14 protein-coding genes and 1 pseudogene are annotated in these 17,766 nt (G+C 64.9%); 10 read left to right on the plus strand and 5 right to left on the minus strand.

The window, feature by feature from the left end; genetic code table 11:
• Positions 1–26: 26 nt before the first annotated feature.
• A complete protein-coding gene (locus MSTE_RS00240; protein ID WP_096505245.1) occupies positions 27–464 on the plus strand; it encodes a DUF350 domain-containing protein in 438 nt (145 codons plus the stop codon).
• A gap of 20 nt (positions 465–484) precedes the next feature.
• Here the strand turns inward: MSTE_RS00240 and MSTE_RS00245 are convergent, their stop codons facing one another.
• Together MSTE_RS00245 and MSTE_RS00250 are read right to left on the minus strand one after the other, a co-directional pair.
• A complete protein-coding gene (locus MSTE_RS00245; RefSeq protein WP_096498299.1) occupies positions 485–1,555 on the minus strand; it encodes a DUF6670 family protein in 1,071 nt (356 codons plus the stop codon).
• Positions 1,552–3,045 (minus strand): flavin-containing monooxygenase, encoded by a 1,494-nt coding sequence (locus MSTE_RS00250; protein ID WP_096498300.1) that lies wholly within the window; start codon positions 3,043–3,045, stop codon positions 1,552–1,554. The genes MSTE_RS00245 and MSTE_RS00250 overlap by 4 nt, the downstream gene beginning before the upstream one ends.
• A gap of 193 nt (positions 3,046–3,238) precedes the next feature.
• On the opposite strand from MSTE_RS00250, the gene MSTE_RS00255 reads away from it, so the two are divergent.
• From MSTE_RS00255 to MSTE_RS00275, 5 genes are all read left to right on the plus strand, one after another.
• On the plus strand, positions 3,239–3,820 hold the full coding sequence (locus MSTE_RS00255) for a TetR/AcrR family transcriptional regulator (protein ID WP_096498301.1): 582 nt from the start codon (positions 3,239–3,241) through the stop codon (positions 3,818–3,820).
• A 437-nt stretch (positions 3,821–4,257) separates the two neighbouring features.
• Positions 4,258–4,566: a PE family protein gene (locus MSTE_RS00260; RefSeq protein ID WP_096498302.1), complete on the plus strand. Its 309-nt coding sequence runs from the start codon at positions 4,258–4,260 to the stop codon at positions 4,564–4,566.
• A gap of 5 nt (positions 4,567–4,571) precedes the next feature.
• Positions 4,572–6,089 carry a PPE family protein gene (locus tag MSTE_RS00265; protein WP_096498303.1) on the plus strand — a complete coding sequence of 506 codons (1,518 nt, stop codon included), beginning with the start codon at positions 4,572–4,574 and terminating at the stop codon, positions 6,087–6,089.
• A 64-nt stretch (positions 6,090–6,153) separates the two neighbouring features.
• Positions 6,154–6,447 (plus strand): type VII secretion protein EsxS, encoded by a 294-nt coding sequence (locus MSTE_RS00270; protein WP_096505247.1) that lies wholly within the window; start codon positions 6,154–6,156, stop codon positions 6,445–6,447.
• A 32-nt stretch (positions 6,448–6,479) separates the two neighbouring features.
• The gene (locus tag MSTE_RS00275) at positions 6,480–6,770 is read left to right on the plus strand and encodes a WXG100 family type VII secretion target (RefSeq protein WP_005062633.1); all 291 of its coding nucleotides are present in this window, start codon (positions 6,480–6,482) and stop codon (positions 6,768–6,770) included.
• A gap of 79 nt (positions 6,771–6,849) precedes the next feature.
• Here MSTE_RS00275 and hrpA read toward each other — a convergent pair whose 3' ends face one another.
• Positions 6,850–10,734, minus strand: coding sequence for an ATP-dependent RNA helicase HrpA (gene hrpA, locus MSTE_RS00280; RefSeq protein ID WP_096498304.1), 3,885 nt, complete (start codon positions 10,732–10,734; stop codon positions 6,850–6,852).
• Positions 10,735–10,864: 130 nt separating this feature from the next.
• On the opposite strand from hrpA, the pseudogene MSTE_RS00285 reads away from it, so the two are divergent.
• A pseudogene (locus MSTE_RS00285) lies at positions 10,865–12,580 on the plus strand (NAD-binding protein).
• Here MSTE_RS00285 and MSTE_RS00290 read toward each other — a convergent pair.
• Both MSTE_RS00290 and MSTE_RS00295 read right to left on the minus strand, forming a co-directional pair.
• Positions 12,577–13,806, minus strand: a complete 1,230-nt coding sequence (locus MSTE_RS00290) for a MinD/ParA family ATP-binding protein (RefSeq protein ID WP_162291335.1) — start codon at positions 13,804–13,806, stop codon at positions 12,577–12,579. The pseudogene MSTE_RS00285 and the gene MSTE_RS00290 sit on opposite strands and share 4 nt — an antisense overlap.
• 177 nt (positions 13,807–13,983) lie before the next feature.
• On the minus strand, positions 13,984–14,298 hold the full coding sequence (locus tag MSTE_RS00295) for a hypothetical protein (protein WP_030096222.1): 315 nt from the start codon (positions 14,296–14,298) through the stop codon (positions 13,984–13,986).
• Positions 14,299–14,493: 195 nt separating this feature from the next.
• Between MSTE_RS00295 and MSTE_RS00305 the strand changes: the two genes are divergently transcribed.
• From MSTE_RS00305 to MSTE_RS00315, 3 genes are read left to right on the plus strand one after another with little or no spacing between them, the layout of a single operon-like run.
• On the plus strand, positions 14,494–15,120 hold the full coding sequence (locus MSTE_RS00305) for a response regulator (protein WP_030096221.1): 627 nt from the start codon (positions 14,494–14,496) through the stop codon (positions 15,118–15,120).
• Positions 15,121–15,164: 44 nt separating this feature from the next.
• Positions 15,165–16,307 (plus strand): sensor histidine kinase, encoded by a 1,143-nt coding sequence (locus MSTE_RS00310; RefSeq protein WP_096505253.1) that lies wholly within the window; start codon positions 15,165–15,167, stop codon positions 16,305–16,307.
• A 50-nt stretch (positions 16,308–16,357) separates the two neighbouring features.
• The gene (locus MSTE_RS00315; protein WP_096498305.1) at positions 16,358–17,761 is read left to right on the plus strand and encodes a mycothione reductase; all 1,404 of its coding nucleotides are present in this window, start codon (positions 16,358–16,360) and stop codon (positions 17,759–17,761) included.
• Positions 17,762–17,766 lie beyond the last annotated feature (5 nt).

Here is a 17,766-nt window from a genome sequence, read left to right on the forward strand (position 1 = left end):
GAACACGACAGATGGGGATGGCAACCATGAACGCAGCAGGGTACTGGTCGATAGTCGCTCACGGAGCGGCGGCGATCTGGCTTTACGCGGCTGTCGGTTTCGTGCTGATGGTCATCGGATTCTTTGTGCTTGACTGGACAACTCCGGGCCCGCTGCGTCAGATGGTCCGCGCGGGATTGCCCAACGCTGCCGTGATTACCGCGGCGGGACTTCTCTCGCAGGCATTCGTGATCGTGCTGGCCATCTACACCGCGTCGGGAAACATCACCGAAGGCCTGGTGCGCACGTTGGTCTTCGGGCTTATCGGTATCGCGGCGCAGACGATCTGCATCAGGTTGATCGAGTGGGTGGTTGGTCTTGACGTGGGAGACCTGCTGGCTCACAGGAGGTTTGCGCCCGCAACCCTCGTCGTCGCCGCGGCCTATGTGGCCGTGGGCCTGATCATCGCCGCCGCGATTCTGTAGTCCATATCTATGTGGGCTACCTATTGTGCGGTGTCCACCCACTCCATGTAGGCCGAACCGCCTACCGGATTGCCTTGGTATTCACCGGTATAACTGTAGGCACTGACGTACCCGCGGCCATGGCCGTAGCGCAGGGGTGAGTCGACGACCCCGTCGACGGCGAGCACGATGTGTCCGTGGTCATCGCGGACGGTCCAATTCAGGCGACGAGGCAGTCGCATGGAGCGCCCCTGCTCGTCGATCGTTGGATTCTCTCGGTATTCGGTGACGTCCATCCGGACATCGGTGTACACCTCGGTGGACTTACCGAGGACGCGCACATGCGCCAGTCGGCAGGCGATGGCACCCCGGGCGCGGACATCGGTGAGCAGCACCTGGGTCCGATTCCCCAGATCGATGATCTGATAGGTGAAGAAGTCGATGGGAAGTTTAAGTTGGTTCGGTAGCGCTCGCCGCGTGAGCGACTGGTGGCTGAGGAACCGCGCGTACTCGAAGGTGCCGAGTCCGTTGATCGCCGTAGCTCCCGCCGCGTCGGCGATCACACCGGTGTATTTGGCGAGCAGGCTCAGGTGGTCATAGATCGGAGTCTTGACGAAGTAGGAGACCTGATCGGTGACGGTCAGCTCTATGTCAGCCGAAAAGTGTTGGTAGCGGCCACGAACGGTCACATGTGGAAAATCGACCTCGATCTGCAAATCCTCTCCCCACCGCAAGATGCTGCCGTCCGTAGCGAAGTGGCAGTCGCTCTGGGAGTCGTAGGCACGGTAATGATGGTGGTCGCCGGCCGCGGTCGAGGACAGGACGGTGGCGGTGTGCCGCGCATCGGGGACGGTCAGGTAGTCGTTGTCGAACAGCTCCGCGCCGATCGCACCGATCAGGGTCATGGTGTTCAGGTACCGATACGGCGAGTCCAGGTCCGGGATGAAGACGCCGTAGTGCGTCGCCGTCCAGGGGCCGCTACTGGCGTGCGGCCGCAGGATGGACTGGTCGGTGAAGGGTTTTCGTGACGCCTCGAGGCGGCGATCTATACGGGGCAGGAGCCCATCCACGATGAGGCGGGACAGTGCACGGGAGATGGGTTGGCCGTTCATCGATTCCCTCCGTCGGTCATTGCGGCGCGTCGATTCGGTCTTTCAGATTCGGGCAGTAGGACACGGTAATCGGATATCGCGAATTCCTTGGTGCGGCACCGGTATTCGCTGACCAGACCCGGCCAGTTCGTGGTAACCCGGCCGTTGGGGCCCACATACCAACTCTCGCAGCGCGACCACACACCGCTGCCGAGCCGCGCCTGCAGGGCGGCGTCGTGCACGTCTTCGGTACCAGGGTCGACGTCAAGGGCGAGACCAGGGCCGACGGCATCGACGGCCTGGCGGATGTATGCCGCCTGGCATTCGAGCATCGCCACGATGGAGCCTGATCCGAGGTTTGTGTTCGGTCCGTGCATGAGGAACATGTTGGGAAAGCCCGGGACCGCCATGCCCAGGTAGGCACGTGCGCCCTGGCGCCATTGCGTGCGTAGCTCGGTGCCGGTGAGTCCGGTGATGGTCACATGATCGAGGAAACCGCCTGCCGCGAAACCTGTTCCATAGATGATGATGTCGGCGGCGTGGTGCTCGCCGGTGGCCGATAAGACTCCGTCGGGAGTGATCTCGGCGATCGCATCCGTGATGAGCGTGGCATTGTCGCGCCGCAGGGCGGGCAGGTAGGTGTTGGAGAACAGCACCCGCTTGCATCCCAACGGGTAGTTCGGCCAGACCTTGGCGAAGAGCTCCGCGTCACCCCGGGTCTGATATCGCATAAAGGCGCGGGACATGCTGGTCATGGCGCGGGACAACAGCGGCGAGTAGTGCAGCACGCCCGTGAAGCCCTCGGTGAGTGCCTGCCAGCTCAGGCGTTGTGCGCGCAGGGTGGCGGGAATCCGAGACGCCAGGACATGGTGCAGGCGAGTGAGCGGCGAATCGGGGCGCGGCACGATGTACGGCGCGGAGCGCTGAAAGACCTTGAGAGAATTCACGATCGGAGCGATCTCCGGAACCAGTTGTATGGAGCTCGCGCCGGTGCCGATGACGGCGACGCGTTTTCCGGCCAGGGACACGGTGCCGTCCCACTGGGCGGAGTGAAACGACGGGCCGGTGAAGGATTCACGCCCCGGGATTTCCGGGAGTGCGGGCCGTGACAGCTGCCCGACGGCGGGTACGAGGACGTCGGCCCAGAACCGGTCACCGTGGGAGGACTCGAGACACCATCGGCCGGTGGCGGCGCCAAAGGACGCGGACACGATCGCGGTGCCAAAGCGAATCCGTTCGCGCGCCCCGTACTTGTCCGCCGCCGCGCGCAGATATTGCAGAATCTCGGGCTGCGGGGCGTACCGCCGCGACCAGCGGGGGTTCGGGTCGAAGGAAAAGCAGTAATAGGCGGACGGTACGTCGCACGCCGCGCCCGGATAGGTGTTCTCGCGCCAGACACCGCCGACATCGTCGGCACGCTCATAGAGCGTGACGTCGTGGCCGGCGGCGAGGAGCTCGATGGCTGCCGCCAGGCCCGAGAAACCCGCTCCGATGATCGCTACCGACGTCATTTCAACCGCCTCTCTGCGTTGCGACGGCTTTCGCCGCCGCGAATTGACCGTTCGGTAATATATGACTAAGTGACCGTACGGTCAATCCCTTGGCTGGTGCGGATTGCGAGCGCGGGTGGTACGTGTCACGGACTTGCGCGAGCACTCCGCTACCGTCATACGCGTGCAACCCGTCCGGACTGGCAGCAAGGGAATGCCCCGGCAGGAGCGGGAGCAATGGATCTTGACCGCCGCGGCGGATGAGTTCGGCGAATCGACCTTCGTGGCGTCGAGCATGAATGGGATCGCCGCCCGCGCCGGGGTATCCAAAGCCCTCGTCCTGGCCTACTTCGGGTCTAAAGAAGATCTCTACGTCGCGTGTGTGGAACGGGCCGGGGAGCGGCTGGCCGCGGCGATCGGGGGCGCGCTGTCCGGCTCGTCTGCGCGTAAAGAGGTCGCAGAATCGGTGCTGACGGCGATTTTCGCCACCTTGGAGGGCCGGCGCAGCGACTGGCCGGTTCTCTATGACAGAACGGTGCCCAGCGGACGGGCCCGGGATGCCGCCAGGCGCCAGCGGACCGTGCTGCGTGAACAGGCCGCGGCGGCGGTAACGGAGGCGCTCGGTGCTTTGGGCCTGAGCGATGAGGATGACCTGTCGGCCGCGACTCTGGTCTGGGAGAACATGGTCTCGGCCTTGGTGCAGTGGTGGTGGCACCACCCCGAGCGGTCGGCCGATGAGATGGCGGCGCGTGCACGCAGAGTTCTCTCCGCGTTATCAGACCGTCCGGTTGAGTGATTCCGACTCCATGGGCGCGGCGGGCCGCAGCGTTGCCAGTGACTTGTGCCACAGTGGCACAAAGACCCGTGGGACCTAAACCATTAGCGCACTAAAGAGATTTTTCTAGACCGAGGGCGTAATAAGCGCAGTTCACGCCCGAGCGCGGGACGCCAGTCCGGCCTAATGTCGATTCCAGCAACCTACAAGTTTCGAATTGAAACAGCTCAGTACTAGTGAATCAGCATTGAGCGAACTATCGACAACAGTGTTAGGCGATGCTAATTTCCCTTCATGCGGTCGTCGATTCGCAAGGTTGGTCGATCACCAATGATCAGTACAGCTACTTCAAATCGCCTGCAGGTGAGGACGTTTCCCCGAGCCGGTGCGCCCGAATGCGCCCAGGCTGCGTCTTCGCTCGTCAGTGAGCATGCTGCTCAGGGAAGGGAGTACCCACGATGTATCTGAATGTCATTCCGGAAGGTCTGCTTGCCACCAGTGCCGCGGTGGAGGCGCTGACCGCGCGTCTGGCTGCCGCACATGCTGCCGCCGCACCGGTGATCGGTGCGGTGGTGCCGCCGGCAGCCGATCCGGTCTCGTTGGAGACCGCGGCGGGTTTTAGTGCTCGCGGTGTGGAACACACCGGTGTGGCCACGTTGGCTGTCGAGGAGTTGGGCCGGGCCGGGCTGGGTGTTTCGGAGACCGCGGCCAGTTACACCACCGGTGATATGCAGGCCGCGGCGACGTACATGATCGCGCGGGGATAGATTCCGTGTCCGCCCCCATCTGGATGGCTTTCCCGCCCGAGGTCCACTCGGCGCTACTGAGCGCTGGACCCGGGCCGGGAGCACTGTTGGCGGCAGCCGCGCAATGGCAAGCACTCTCGGTGCAATACACCACTGCCGCAACGGAGTTGACGCAGCTGCTCGCTGCTGCCAACGCCGGGCCTTGGCAGGGGCCCAGCGCCACCCAGTATGTTGCCGGCCACGCGCCGTATCTGGCCTGGCTGACTCAGCAGAGCGCGCTCAGCGCCACCAATGCGGTGTTGCAGGAGACGGCCGCCGCCGGTTACACGACGGCGCTGGCGGCGATGCCGACGCTGGCCGAGCTGGCGGCCAATCACATGATCCACGGCGTGCTGCTGGCCACCAATTTCCTTGGTATCAACACCATTCCGATCGCGCTCAACGAGGCCGACTACATCCGGATGTGGGTCCAGGCCGCCACCACCATGGGCGTCTACCAAGGTGTTTCCACTGCCGCTGTGGCTTCGGCCGCGCCGACAACACCCGCGCCGATGATCATGGCGCCGGGCGGCGAAGTAACGGCACGGATGGCCGACATGTCCGGCCTGGCCGCGCAAGCGCAGGCTGCCGAATCCGGCACCGCGCTGGATAACAGCAACAACATGATCGACCAGCTCATGCGGTTCATGACCAATCCGCTCGGCACGCTCCAGGACATGATCGAAGACTTCATGAAGAACCCGATCGCTGCATTCTTCGCGTGGTTCCCACTGCTGTTCTTCATCGCGTACGAGGCGTTCTTCATCCCCTTCGGGTTCACCTTCTGGGGCATTGTGCTTTCGGCGCCGGCGTGGCTGCCGATTGTGCTCGGGCTTGCGCTTTCGGCCCTGGTTCCGCCCGCCGGTATCGAAGAGCCCGGGCATGAGGATGAGCCCGGTCGCGAGCCCGTACGGGTCGAGCGCCGTAACCTCCAACAAGATCTGCAGCTGGCGCAGGTGCCGTCGGGGCAGTCGATGCCAGGCGGTTCATCTTCCGCGCCAACGACTTCCAGTGCACCTATGTCCACATCACCGGCCCCGGCGGCGGTGACTCCCGCATACATGGTGTACGCGGTGCAGGAAGATCCGCCGGCTGCGCGGTTTGGGCCGACATTGAATGAGGGTGCAGGTGCCAAGGCGCCGGCGGCAGGGATTTCCGCTGCAGCCGCCGCGGCCGCGTCGGCGCGTTCACGCGCGCGCCGCAAGCGCGCGGCCCGGATCAAGGATCCGGCCCCGCAGTTCATGGACATGAATTCCACAGTGGACCCGGACTTTTCGGAACAGGCAGCACGTCAGCCCGCAGGCGTGGGGGCATCTTCTCGCGGCACGGGCCGGCTCGGCTTTTCCGGGACGGTGTCCAGGAGTACCTCGAGCGCCGGCGCGGCCGGTCTGATCGAGCGCGAGAGCGCCTCAGAGAGCATGGACGGCACGCGCACCATGCCCATGCTCCCCAACACCTGGGGAGCCGAATCTGACAGACCCGCCGAAGGGGGGTCCAGCAGCTGACCGGCCGCCCCACTTCGCCGACCATTTGAATCACATGCAACACAACACGATTGAGGAGATGAATATGAGTTTGCTTGATGCGCACATTCCGGCCCTGGTGGCTGCGGAGGGCACGTTTGGTGCCAAGACCGCTTTGATGCGTTCGACGATTTCACAGGCCGAGCAGGCCGCGTTGTCGGCGCAGGCGTTCCATGTCGGGGAGTCCTCGGTGGCCTTCCAGGCCGCGCACGCCCGGTTCGTGGAGGTCGCCGCGAAGGTCAACGCCCTGCTCGATATCGCGCAGATCAACCTCGGTGATGCCGCCGCCACCTATGTGGCCGAGGATGCCGCCGCCGTCAGCCGCTACATCGGCGTCTAACCCACACACGTACAAGGAAGGGAACACAGCAGATGTCGCAGATTACTTTCAACTACCCCGCGATGCTGGCCCACGCCGGTGAGATGAACACCTACTCCGGTGTGCTGACCGCCCTGGGAGCCGACCTGGCCGCCCAACAGGCCTCTCTGCAGGCGGCCTGGCACGGTGATACCTCGATGAGCCAAGCCGCCTGGCAGGCCCAGTGGAACACCGCCATGGAAGAACTCATCCGCGCCTACCGCGCCATGGGCTCTACCCACGAGACCAACACCCTGTCCATGAACGCCCGCGACATGGCAGAAGGAGCCAAGTGGGGCGCATAAACGCCGACTAGCGATTCGCATGAGAGCCAGAAACTCCAAAGAGTTTCTGGCTCTCATGCTCTGTCGAGTCGATGGACTACTATCGAGCGGCGTTGATGGCCTTGATGATTCGTTGCTCGCTGACCGCACGCGCGGTGCCGAGCTGCTGGGCCCACAGGCTCACGCGCAATTCCTCGATGAACCACGCGATATCCCTGATGTCGGGATCATCGGAACGCCCAGCGGGTAGATCACGCAGCAGGTCGTCATAGATGTCCTCGACGGCGTGTACGCGTTGCATGCGTTCGCGGTCCGCCTCCACCCCCTGGGGCAGACGTTCCAGTCGCTTACCGATCGCTGTGACGTAACGCGCGAGGTCGGCCAGCTTCGCAGCGCCGGTGGCCGCGACGAATCCCGCCTCCAGCAGTCTGGCGAGCTGATCGCGCATGTCAGCGATCGCATCAGCCTGCACCGCAGGCACTGTGGTGGGCAGCGCCACGTGTACCTCATTCCAGGCCGCCACGACCTTCTCGGCACGGCGCACGATATCGAGCGTGGTGACCGCCAGGCTCTGTGCCGCCCGGTCGCGCAGCGCCGTGAACTCCGTCCGGGTCCATACCGGCGCGGGGGCCAGCTGATCGACGGCTGCGTCGGCGCAGTCGTCGAGCAACGCGGCCAATGAACCATCGGGGTTTGACGAGAGTACGAGCCGGGACCGCGGGTCCAGTGCGCGCTCAACGGCTTTCATCGGCGACGGAATCGACAGTCGCAGCAGGCGACGGGTGCCTGCCGCCATGGCGGCCCGCTGTTCGGCAGCGGTGGCGAACACGTGAACATCCACGGTGTTACCCGTGGCCACCAGCGCCGGATATCCGCGTACGGTGTGTGCGCCGCTGACTTGTTCTACGGTGCGGGGCAATTCGGGCAGGTCCTCCGGCCAGCCGCGTAGATCCTTGCGCTCCCAATCCCCCGCGACTACCGCCGCCACGGCCTGTCGGGTGGAACCCGCGAGCTGCTGCTGCAGCACATCGAGGTTTTTGTCGCGCGCCACCTCGGAGCCGTCGGCGGACTCGACTACGAAGGTCACCCGCAGGTGCGGGGGCACTTTGTCGAGGTCGAACGCGTCGGTGGGTACGCGGATGCCGGTGAGCCGGTGCAGCTCCCGCCCCAACGCGTACACCAGCGGCTCAGGACCGGGCTCAATGTTCCCGAGCACCGCACGAGCGGTGTCGGGTGCGGGAACAAAGTTGCGGCGCAGATCTTTTGGTAATGAACGGATGAGCGCAGTGACCAGTTCTTCGCGCAGAGCAGGTACATGCCAAGCGAATTCATCACCGCCCAGGCGAGCAAGCACCTCGACCGGAATATGCACGGATACGCCGTCGTCGGCCGCGCCGGGTTCGAATCGATAGCTGACAGGCAATGCCACGTCACCGGATCTCCAGGTGTCGGGCATATCGTCGGTCGCGTGCTCGGATCGCAGCAGATCGTCACGGGTGAATGTCAGGAGAGCAGGCGTCTTGTGCCGTTGCTTGCGCCACCAGGCATCAAAATGCCGTGCGGACACGGCGTCCTCCGGTATGCGCGCGGCATACAGGGTGAAGATTTCGTCATCGCCCACCAGCAGATCACGCCGGCGTGCCTTGTCCTCGAGCTCGGACAGTTCGCGCAGCAGTCGCGCGTTGTCGCGCAAGAAGTGGTGCTTGCTCTGCCAGTCGCCCTCCACCAGGGCGTGCCGGATGAACATTTCGCGCGCCAGCTCTGGATCCACCTGCGCGTAACCCACCCGGCGGCGAGGCACCAGTGGCAGCCCGTAGAGAGTCACCCGCTCGAAGGCCATCACAGATCCGCGCTCGGCGTCCCAGTGCGGCTCGCTGTAGGTGCGCTGTACCAGGTCCCCGGCGATCCGCTCTACCGATTGTGGTTCGACGCGGGCCGCGGTCCGGCCGAACAGCCGACTGGTCTCGACCAGATCGGCGACGACCACCCATCGGGGTGGCTTTTTGGTCAGCACTGAGCCGGGGGCGAGTACGAATTTGGTGTTGCGTGCACCGGAATAGTCGCGCGAGTCGCCTTCGCGCAGACCGATATGGGACAGCAGGCCGGCGATCAGGGCTGCGTGGACCAGTCTCGGATCGGCGGGTTCACCCGACTCACGGATGCCGAGGTCGCGCGCGATGCTGCGCAGCTGCCCCACCAAGTCCTGCCATTCCCGAATACGGAGGTAGTGCAGGAATTCCTCGCGGCACATGCGCCGGAAGGCGCTGCCCGAAAGTTGGCTTCGTTGATCTTGGATGTATCGCCACAGATTGAGGTAGGCACTGAAGTCGGAATGGTCGTCGGCGAAGCGCGCGTGCTTTTGGCGAGCTGCTTCTTCGCGATCGGTCGGACGTTCCCGCGGATCGGGAATCGACAGTGCGGCCGCGAGTACCAAGATTTCCCCGACGCAGCCCTCGGCATCTGCCTGCAAGATCATCCGGCCGATGCGCGGGTCGAGGGGCAGACGTGCCAGCCGCCGCCCCAGTTCGGTGATGGCACCGCCGGTATCGAACGCACCCAGTTCCTGCAGTAGCTGCACACCGTCGCGGATGCTGCGTTTGTCGGGCGGATCCAGAAACGGAAAGTTCTCGATATCGCCGAGCTGCAGCGCCGCCATCTGCAGGATGACGGCGGCAAGGTTGGTGCGCAGGATTTCCGGATCGGTGTAGCGTGGCCGGGCCTCGAAGTCTTGTTCGGAGTACAGCCGGATGCAGATACCGGGCGCCGTTCGTCCGGACCGGCCGGACCGCTGTGCGGCCGACGCCTGGGAGATGGGTTCGATGGGCAGGCGCTGCACCTTGGTGCGTCGGCTGTATCGGGAGATGCGCGCGGTGCCGGGGTCGATGACGTATCGGATGCCCGGAACGGTCAAGGAGGTCTCGGCGACGTTGGTCGCCAGCACCACACGCCGGCCGGTGTGGGGCGCAAAAACCTTGTGCTGCTCTGCTGTTGGTAGACGTGCGTAGAGCGGAAGAACCTCGGTGTTGCGGAAACTGCCACGCAGCGTCTCGGCGCAATCGCGGATCTCGCGCTCGCCCGACAGAAACACCAGTACATCCCCGGGCGGTTCGGCCTCCAACTCGCGGACGGCGTCGGCGATCGCCTCGGTCTGGTCGCGGATCTCGGTACGGACGATTTCATGGTCGGGGTCATCGGGATCATCTGACGAATCACCGGACACGGGGACTTCCAGCGGCCGGTAGCGGATCTCCACCGGGTACGTCCGCCCGGACACCTCGACGATGGGTGCGCCTCCGAAGTGCGCCACAAAGCGTTGCGGCTCAATGGTGGCCGAGGTGACGATGACCTTCAGGTCGGGCCGCTGTGGCAGCAGTTCGCGTAGATAGCCCAGGAGGAAGTCGATGTTTAGGCTGCGTTCGTGCGCCTCGTCCAGGATGAGGGTGTCGTAGCGCAGTAGCCGTCGATCGCGCTGGATCTCCGCGAGCAGAATGCCGTCAGTCATCAGCTTGACCAGGGTGCGGTCGCTGGCTTGGTCGGTGAATCTGACGGTATAGCCCACGGTTTCGCCGAGAGAGGTGCCCAGCTCCTCGGCGATGCGTTCGGCGACTGTGCGCGCCGCGAGTCGGCGTGGCTGGGTGTGGCCGATGGTGCCGCGGATTCCACGACCCAGCTCCAGACAGATCTTGGGAAGCTGTGTGGTCTTCCCCGAGCCGGTGGCGCCGGCGACGACGACCACTTGATGCGCGGAAATCGCGCGGGCGAGTTCGTCCCGATGCGCGCTGACGGGTAGGTCTGGGTACGTGATGGTCGGGACGGCAGCGGTCCGGGTGGCCACCAATGCCTCGGCGGCGGAGATCTGTTCGAGGAGTTTCTCGGTATCGGCCGAGTTGCGCAGATTCTTGAGGCGGCGCCCGAGCCGGGACGCGTCGCGAAGGGTCACGTTGTCGAGGCGCGCGCGGATCTCGGCGCGGGACAGGTCGGACACTCACGCAATCATAAACGCGTGACCGAGGTGCGCCGCCGACGAGTTACCGGTCGCGCTGAGTAGAACTGCCGACTCAGCGTCAAACCGTGGAAATGCCCTGTTGACCAGGGTGAAACGTGTTTGCCTGAGCATGTCACGCGGAAGAGCGCGGTGGAGAAGGGGAAGCTTAGTGCAGGGACACACGATTGTGTACGGCAAGGATGCGCTGGCGGTGCGGATTGCCGAGGAGTTATGGAGCGCAGGAGTCGTCGTCTCCGCGTTATCCGGCGTGGACGGCCTGACCGCCGCGGGGATCGCCGACGCCGCTGCGATTGTGTGTGCGAGTGCCGACGACGAGAAGAACCTCGAGATCGCCCTACTGGCAAGGCAACTCAATCCGACGATGAGGGTCATCGCCCGACTGGCCAATGATGTGCTTCGCGCTTCGCGCGGCCGTCGCCGCGGACAACGGACCGGGTGCTGTGCTCAGTGTCGCGGATCTGACGGCGAGCTCGGTGGTGGAGGCGTGTCTGCGGCGCACCACCCACGTCATTCCCGCGGCCGGTGTCGATTTCATCGTCTCGGGGCGACCGTGCTGCGAGCGGGAACCCTACGGGGGATATACGGAGACTTGGCGCCGGTGGCGGTCGTCCATGGAGAAGCCTCACCCACTCCGGGAGAGGTAGTCGCGTGCCCGGGGAGGGATCTTGCGGTTCGCGAGGGTGATTGGGCGGCAATGATCGGTACGCAAGAGGACCTGACGGCCCAGGGAATTGTCTCTGTGACCGGGCAGACGAAGGTGCGGCACCGGCGTTCCCCGGTATCTCGATTGCTGGACGGCGTCCGTGCTTTTCGCGACGATGTGAATCCGATCTTCTTCCGGGCGTTGGGCGTTGCCTTCGGGCTACTGGTCGGAGCGACCGTTCTGCTGCGGTACACCTATCAGCGGCCGGGAATGAGTTACGTTGATGCGCTGTACTTTTCTACTGAGACGATCGCAACCGTCGGATACGGGGACTTCAGCTTCGTCGACCAGCCGACGTGGCTGCGATTGTTCAGTATCTTCCTGATGTTCGCCGGAATCGCCACCACCGCGGTGGTGATGGCCTTCGTGGTGGATCTGCTGCTGTCACGGCGCATCGCGCAGAATTCGGGCCGCCGGAAGGTGCGCGAGCTCTCGGACCACGTCATCGTCGTCGGCGTGGGGTCCTTTGGTGTGCGGGTGGCCACAGATCTGAAAGCGGCCGGTTGCGACGTCGTCATCATCGAGCGTTCGGAGAGCAACCGATACCTGGCGACGGTCACCGATCTGGGGATTCCGGTGATATTCGGCGACGCGACCCTGCCCCAGACCTGGGATGCGGCGCGACTGGACGAGGCGGCGGCGGTCGCGGTGCTTACTCAAGACGATGTCACCAATATCGAAACAGGAATTGTGGTGCGAAACCGCCTGGGCTCGCGATGGTCTCATGTGCCGTTGGTAGTGCGGGTTTTTGATCGCACGCTTGGTACGGCGGTGGCTCAGCGATTCGGATTCGAGAACCTGCGTTCCACGGTCGAACTCGCGGCACCCTGGTTCATCGGCGCCGCGATGGGCCTGCAGGTGCTGGGCACCTTCTCGGTGGGACAGCAGTCCTTCACCGTCGGTGGGGTGCTGGTCGAAGAAGGCAGTGAACTGGCCGGAATGCGGATGGCCGACTTGTCCACGAAGACACGGGTCATCGCGATATCCCGGCAGGGCCTGCCGATCCGGCTGCATCCCCGCCGGGATACCCGCCTTGTGGCCGGCGATACCGCCTATGTGGTCGGTCCGTACCGGGAGCTGCTCGAGACGCTTCGCGGGGGGCGGACGGTCTGTCGCGACTAGACGCTCCAGGCGCTCGCCAGGCCGGCCGAGACCGAGGCTGCCGCGGTGACCAGGCCATGCCAGGTCTCGGGCTGTAGCTGATGGATGTCCAGCGGTCCCGCCGTGGCGATATGCGGGTCATAGGGCACGGCGACGATGTGGTTCGGCGAGATCCAGCGGTGGAAGCGAGCGACCATCGCCGCCACCAGACGCTCGGAGTTCCTGCGATCCTCGCGACTGTCGTAGCCGCGAACATGGTTGATCACCACCACCATGCGGGGGATCAGATACTCGTAACCCTCGGAAATGAGCCACTCGATTGCGCGGACCGCGCCCTCGGCACCGACCGGCGTGGCGGCCGCAACGAGCACCACACCATTGGCGCACCGCAGCACGCCGGGCATCACCGGATGCCAGAAGTCCACGCCGGTGTCGGTGAGCAGCAGGCTGTAGAGCCGCTGCAGCCGATTGTGAGCCTGGGAGTAGATCTCGGAATTGAGCTCCCCGCGCGGACGCACTGAATGTGCGTTGGCAGCAAGCACATCCAGTCCGGTCACCGGATTCTGCCCGACGAAGAAGCGCAGATCGAAGTTGCGCTCGGGCTCGTCTTGGGCCAGCACATCAGCGAAGGTGGATGAGGCCGACGGATCGATCCACGACGCCAGGTTGGCCGACTGGCCCGGATCGGCGTCGGTGGCCAGCACCATGTCCTTGCGACGCAGCTCGGAGAGCACCGACCCGAGGGCGGCGGTGATCATCGTCTTGCCGACGCCGCCGTTTCCGCCCAAGACCGCCAGGGAGTGGATGCCCCGCCACGGGGTGCGCACCACGGCGGTCAGCTCACGAAGTTCGGCCTCTTCGCGGGATTCGCCCGGATTGATGACGCCAAAACTCCCGCGGTACACCCACTTACGCCAACCAATGGACGCGGGGCGCCGCGGCGACGGCAGCATTTCTGAACGAAGCTGTGCTCCCAATGCATCGCCGATGGCCGGAGGGAGATCGACATGCGGATCGTGGGGCGGTACGGCGTCGACGATGGACAGGGGGCCACGTGGCGGCAGTTGCAGTGGACGGGGCGCCAATTCGGGCTGGCGCTGTTGCGGCGAGGCGGCCTCCGCGCGCTGCCGTTTGGCGTGCGCGCCCAGCTTGATGGGGATGATGGGTCCGGTCCGGTCGAGGATCTCGTCCTCGGAGCCGTCGGCCGGGGAATCGTTGGGCGCACTCACGGCAATCTCCTCTTCCACCAGAAGCCGTTTGGCCCCAGCGCTCCGACAGTTCGATCTGCATCGCGGGCAGCGTGAGACCCGTCGCATACGCAGTCTCTTATGGGCGTTGCGTGGTTGGCGAGGGCCGTTACCCACCCGTGTCTGAATCGGCATCTAATGGAACGAGGTTGGTATGTACTCGGTATCGGCGCTAAATCAGCAGGTCACATCCACGTACATGGTCTTGGTGGTCGTGGTGTTGGTGAAGACGCCCGGACGCTTGTTGCTCGGGAGGCCGTAATCGGACCGCACGGTGGTCTGCCCGGGGCGCACGCTGCTGGCGGTGCACTGATTGAGGGCCTTGGATCCGGTCTTGCTGACGATCACGCTGTAGCCCTGGGCCTGCAGCTCGCTGACGGTCTGCTGGGCGTTGGAGCCGTCGGTCTGAGCGGATGCGGTGCCGAGAGCGAAGCCGAGGGGTGCCAGCGCGAGAGCGGCGGCGGCGGTTCCGGCGATGATGTACTTCTTCATGATTTCTCCTGTGCCAGTGGGTCTTTGAGTTGGATCACCGGGTTGCTTGGTGATACTTCAACGATGCGGCGCGGAGACCGGAATGTATGTCGGGCGACCGGCTGATACACCGGAGGATCTTGATGTCCCCCAATTGGGGGACACACGCGGATTTGGCGTGCCAAGCTTGCGTTTGTGCAGGTGAGCGGCGAACTTGTGCGGGTGGTAGTCGGCGATGACCACCCGCTTTTTCGCGAGGGTGTGGTGCGGGCGCTGACCGGAAGCGGCCAGATATCCGTGGTGGCAGAGGCTCAGGATGGCGCCGGTGCGCTCGCGCTGATCAGAGAGCACCAGCCCGACGTCGCGCTGCTCGATTACCGGATGCCGGAGCTCGACGGGACGCAGGTGGCTGCGGCCGTGCGCCGCGACGAGCTGCGTACCCGGGTACTGCTGCTCTCGGCCCATGACGACGCGGCGATCGTCTATCACGCCCTGGCGGAGGGGGCTGCGGGCTTCCTTTCGAAGGAATCCACGCGCGCGGAACTGGTCAGTGCGGTGCTCGACTGCGCGCGGGGCCGGGACGTGGTGACGGCCAGCCTGACGGCGGGACTGGCCGGCGAGATTCGCAAGCGCGCACAACCGGCGGGCCCGTCGTTGAGCACGCGTGAACGTGAGGTGCTCCGGATGATCGCCGACGGCCTCACCGTGCCGGCCATGGCCAAGCAACTGTTCCTGGCTCCGTCCACTGTGAAAACGCACGTGCAGCGGCTGTACGAAAAACTTGGCGTCGGTGACCGGGCGGCGGCGGTGGCCGAGGCCATGCGGCGTGGATTGCTCGAGTAGCCGTGGCGCTGGAGCGGGTGGCCGGGTACTTCACCGCTGAACCCATGCGGGTTTCGGCCTGGCTACGTCTGCCCCTGATCGTGCTGATTGTGCTGCTGGGGTCTAACCCGAACATCGAAATGTGGCATGTCGGTGTGTATTACGGGGTACTGGCCGTGTACACGGTGTCTGCGATTGTGTGGGTGCTGATCGCGGTGCGCGGACATGTCCCGATGTGGGTGGCCCCTGCCGCCACCGCCGTGGACATCGCCGCCGTGGTGGCGCTGTGTGTGGCCTCCGGTTACGGCACGTCGGAATTACTCCCGGTGTTCTTCCTGCTTCCCGTTTCGGTGGCCTTCCAAGAGCGTCCGGCTGTGACGGCTGTCCTCGGAACCATTACCGCTGCAGGGTATTTGGGTGTTCTGGTGTTCTACACCAGGAGTGGCAACATCGACGGTATTCCCGGCGACGAGTACCTCACCGTTGTGACATTGCTGTGGCTGGCCGCTGTGACCGCCGGAATGTGCTTCGTGCTCAAACGCCGCTCCGAACACGTCGAGCAGCTCGTGCGCACGCGCGAGCAGCTGGTGCTGGAAGCGATGCGCGCCGAGGAACGGCACAACCGCGAAGTCGCCGAGCGCTTGCATGACGGCCCGCTGCAGAATCTGCTGGCGGCACGCCTCGAAATCGAGGAAGTTCTTGAACGACAACCTGATCCGGTGTTGGTGGCGGTGCATGCGTCGTTGCGCGACACGGCAGCGGAATTGCGCGGCGCGGTGTCGGCCCTGCATCCGCAGGTGCTCGCCGAGCTGGGATTGACGGCGGCGGTCCGTGAGCTCGGCCGACAGTACGCGGCGCGGGGCACCGTCGAGGTCAGCACTGAGCTGCAGGAAGTGGGCAGTCCCCCGGCGCAGCCGCTGGTGTACCGAGCGGTCAAGGAGCTGTTGACCAATGCGGTGAAGCACGGACGTGCCAAGAACATTCACGTCGAACTGGCTCGAGATGACGATCTCCTCACGCTGGTGGTCGCCGATGACGGCAAGGGCTTCGATCCGCGTGATCTGTCCGCGTCGGTCGCCGACGGGCACATCGGGCTGGCCTCGCTGACGGTTCCCATCAACGCCGCGGGCGGCGATGTCGCGATCACGTCGGCACCGGGCGCCGGTACCCGGGTGTGCGTCACGGTGCCGGCCGATATGGCAGCGTAAGGGGGAACGCTCGGCACCGAGAGAGCGCGCCCTCAACGGATGGAGAACAGGTGTACGACCTCGTCATCATCGGTTCCGGCAGCGGAAACTCGTTGCCCGATGACCGCTTCGCGGACCAGAAGATCGCGATCGTCGATCGCGGTGTGTACGCGGGCGCCTACGGTGGCACCTGCCTGAATGTCGGTTGCATACCCACCAAGATGTTCGTCTACCCCGCAGACCTGGCCGACGAGGCCCGTGACGGCTCGCGGCTCGGTGTGGACAGCTCGGTGCAGGGAACTCGCTGGGCCGACATCCGTGAACGCGTCTTCGGCAGGATCGACCCGATCGCGGCGGGTGGGTTGCGCTACCGCGTCGAGGACTGCCCCAACATCACGGTCTTTCAGCAAGAAGCGCGATTCATGGCGCCGGGCACCGATACCGACGGCGACCCGATCCATCGACTCCAGCTGGCGGACGGCACGATCCTGGAGGCCCGGCAGGTGGTCATCGCCGCGGGTTCACGTCCGGTCATCCCGCCGGTGATCACCGACAGCGGCGTGGCCTTTCACACCAACGACGACATCATGCGTCTACCGGAGTTACCCGAGCGTGTGGTGATCGTGGGCAGCGGTTTCATCGCCGCCGAGTTCGCGCACGTTTTCAGTGGCTTGGGCTCGGCGGTCACGGTGATCGCGCGCGGCCCGCGGCTGTTGCGCGCTCAGGATGAGACGATCGCGCAGCGTTTCACCGATGTGGTGTCGGCGCGGTGGGATGTGCGGCTGAACACAGAAGTGGTGGCCGCTCGCGAGATCGATGGTGACGGTGTCGAACTGGACCTCACCGACGGATCAACGGTGACCGGCGATGTGCTGCTGGTCGCCACCGGACGCACCCCCAACGGTGATCAGCTGAACGTGTCCGCGGCGGGACTGGCGCTCGACGAGCAGGGCCGGGTGCCGGTCGACCAGTACCAGCGCACACCGGTGCGCGGCATCTACGCCCTCGGCGATGTGAGTTCGCACTATCTGCTCAAGCACGTGGCCAATCACGAAGCGCGGGTGGTGCAGGCGAATCTGCTGTCCGGCTGGGATTCCCCGACTACCGCCAGCGATCACCGGTTTGTCCCCGGTGCGGTGTTCAGCCGCCCGCAGGTGGCATCGGTGGGATTGTCAGAGGACCAGGCGCGACAACGCGGGATCGACGTGGCGGTCAAGGTGCAGACATACGGAGACATCGCGTACGGATGGGCGATGGAGGACACCGAGGGGTTGTGCAAGCTGGTTGCCGACCGATCGACGGGCCTGCTGGTCGGCGCGCACATCGTCGGTTACCAGGCGTCGGCGCTGATCCAATCGTTGATCACCGCGATGAGCTTCTCGATACCGGTGCGCGAGATGGCGCGAGGTCAGTACTGGATACACCCGGCACTACCCGAGCTGATCGAGAACGCGCTGCTGGGCCTGGAGCTTTAGCCGAG

Source organism: [Mycobacterium] stephanolepidis (assembly GCF_002356335.1).
In the GTDB taxonomy this organism is placed as follows: Bacteria; Actinomycetota; Actinomycetes; order Mycobacteriales; family Mycobacteriaceae; genus Mycobacterium; species Mycobacterium stephanolepidis.

Excerpts from the sequence above, each read along its gene's own strand:
- MSTE_RS00240 (WP_096505245.1), top strand. The coding sequence starts at position 27 with ATGAACGCAGCAGGGTACTGGTCGATAGTCGCTCACGGAGCGGCGGCG.
- MSTE_RS00260 (WP_096498302.1), top strand. The coding sequence starts at position 4,258 with ATGTATCTGAATGTCATTCCGGAAGGTCTGCTTGCCACCAGTGCCGCG.
- MSTE_RS00245 (WP_096498299.1), bottom strand. The coding sequence starts at position 1,555 with ATGAACGGCCAACCCATCTCCCGTGCACTGTCCCGCCTCATCGTGGAT.
- MSTE_RS00270 (WP_096505247.1), top strand. The coding sequence starts at position 6,154 with ATGAGTTTGCTTGATGCGCACATTCCGGCCCTGGTGGCTGCGGAGGGC.
- MSTE_RS00295 (WP_030096222.1), bottom strand. The coding sequence starts at position 14,298 with ATGAAGAAGTACATCATCGCCGGAACCGCCGCCGCCGCTCTCGCGCTG.
- MSTE_RS00255 (WP_096498301.1), top strand. The coding sequence starts at position 3,239 with ATGCCCCGGCAGGAGCGGGAGCAATGGATCTTGACCGCCGCGGCGGAT.
- MSTE_RS00275 (WP_005062633.1), top strand. The coding sequence starts at position 6,480 with ATGTCGCAGATTACTTTCAACTACCCCGCGATGCTGGCCCACGCCGGT.
- MSTE_RS00250 (WP_096498300.1), bottom strand. The coding sequence starts at position 3,045 with ATGACGTCGGTAGCGATCATCGGAGCGGGTTTCTCGGGCCTGGCGGCA.
- MSTE_RS00310 (WP_096505253.1), top strand. The coding sequence starts at position 15,165 with ATGCGGGTTTCGGCCTGGCTACGTCTGCCCCTGATCGTGCTGATTGTG.